This window comes from Dietzia sp. B19, assembly GCF_014145155.1.
Lineage (GTDB): Bacteria > Actinomycetota > Actinomycetes > Mycobacteriales > Mycobacteriaceae > Dietzia > Dietzia natronolimnaea.
Genome location: NZ_JAALED010000279.1, coordinates 1 through 1,569 on the forward strand (window position 1 = coordinate 1; position 1,569 = coordinate 1,569).

Consider the following 1,569-nt stretch of genomic DNA (forward strand, 5'->3'; position numbering starts at 1 on the left):
GCAGCGGCGTCGCCCGGACCGCGGCCGGCCCGCTGACGTGCGGCACCTGCGCGACGACCCCCGCGAGTCGCTCCCCTGTTCCGGCGAGCGTGAGGACGTGGCCGCCCGAGAACGACGTGCCCCACGCGATGACACGGTCCGGGTCGACGCCGGTCAGTGACCGGGTGAAGGCGAGCGCGGACCGCCAGTCGTCGAGCTGACGGCCGATGTCGAGGAACTGGCGGGGCTGCCCGTCGCTGGCGCCGAAGTGCCGGTAGTCGAAGACCACGACGACGAAGCCGGCGTCGCGGAAACGCTCGGCGTACGCGGGCAGTCGGAGATCGCGGATACACCCGAGGCCGTGCGCCATGACGATGGCCGGTGCGGTTGTCCCGCCGGGGTCCGACGAGGTCTCCGGGCGGTACACCCACGCCGCGCACCCGGTCCCGCCGGAGAGGAAGGTCGCGTCGTCCCGGCCCTGGTCCGCGTCTGCTGACGGCATCGACTGTCAGTCCTCTCGTGTCGGCGGTGTGGGGTCTGAGGTGACCCTGCGCAACCCCGCCATGAACATCGCGTCGGTGCCGTGGCGGTGCGGCCAGAGCTGCACCCACGGTCCGTCTCCGAGGCCCTCGGTGGCGGCCCCGTCGATCCCCTCGAGGATCTCGCGTACGTCGAGGAGTTCGACATCGTCGCGCCTGTTCGCCTCACGGATCATAGACACCGTCTCGGACAGGTGGGGGGAACACGTCGCGTAGAGCACCACGCCCCCGGGCCGCACGAGACGCAGTGCGGATTCCAGCAGCTCCCGCTGGAGCACCACCAGTCCCGGGATGTCGGCGGAGGTCTTTCGCCACCGGGCCTCGGGACGACGCCGGAGGGCGCCGAGACCCGAACACGGTGCGTCGAGGAGGACTCGATCGAACCCCGGTTCCAGACCGGGATCCCGGCCGTCCGCGGTGAGGACGGTCACCGGAAGGTCCCGGGTGGCCTCCCGCACGAGATCGGCACGGTGTTCGGAGACCTCCACACCGGTCACCGTCGCGCCCTCGATCTCCGCCAACGCGCCCAGCATGACGGCCTTGCCCCCGGGTCCGGCGCACAGATCCAACCACCGGCCGCCGTCCTCGCCGACGAGCGGTGCACGGGACGCGGCGATCGCGACGACCTGACTGCCCTCGTCCTGCACCGTGGCGAGCCGGTCGCGCACCGCCTCGAGGGTCCCGGGGTCACCCGAGTCGAGGTGGACCGCGTACGGCGACACGACGCCCTCGGTGCCGCCGGTCACCAGCGCGAGTTCCTCCGCCGAGATGGCGCCGGGCAGTGCCGCCAGGTGCACCTTGGGGCGCGCGTCATCGGCGGCCAGCAGCTCGGGCAGCTCCGCTGCGTCCGCCCCCAGGGATTCGGCGAACGCACGGGCGATCCACTCCGGGTGCGCGGTGCCCACCGCCAGCCGGGCGACGGGGTCCGTCACGTTCTTCCGGAGCACTGCGACCCAGCCGTCCAGGTCCTGTGCGGAGACCTTGCGCAGCACCGCGTTGACGAACGCCCCGGCCCGGCCCAGCCCCTGCGTCCGCGCCGCCTCCACACTGA

At 72.8% G+C, this 1,569-nt stretch carries 2 protein-coding genes; both read right to left on the reverse strand.

The features are described from left to right. A partial coding sequence (locus G6020_RS08850) for an alpha/beta fold hydrolase (RefSeq protein ID WP_182610365.1) occupies window positions 1-481 on the reverse strand: 481 nt, incomplete at its 3' end. Between the two features lie 6 nt (window positions 482-487). After that, on the reverse strand, window positions 488-1,569 hold a 1,082-nt coding region (locus tag G6020_RS08855; protein ID WP_182610366.1), incomplete at its 5' end, for an RsmB/NOP family class I SAM-dependent RNA methyltransferase.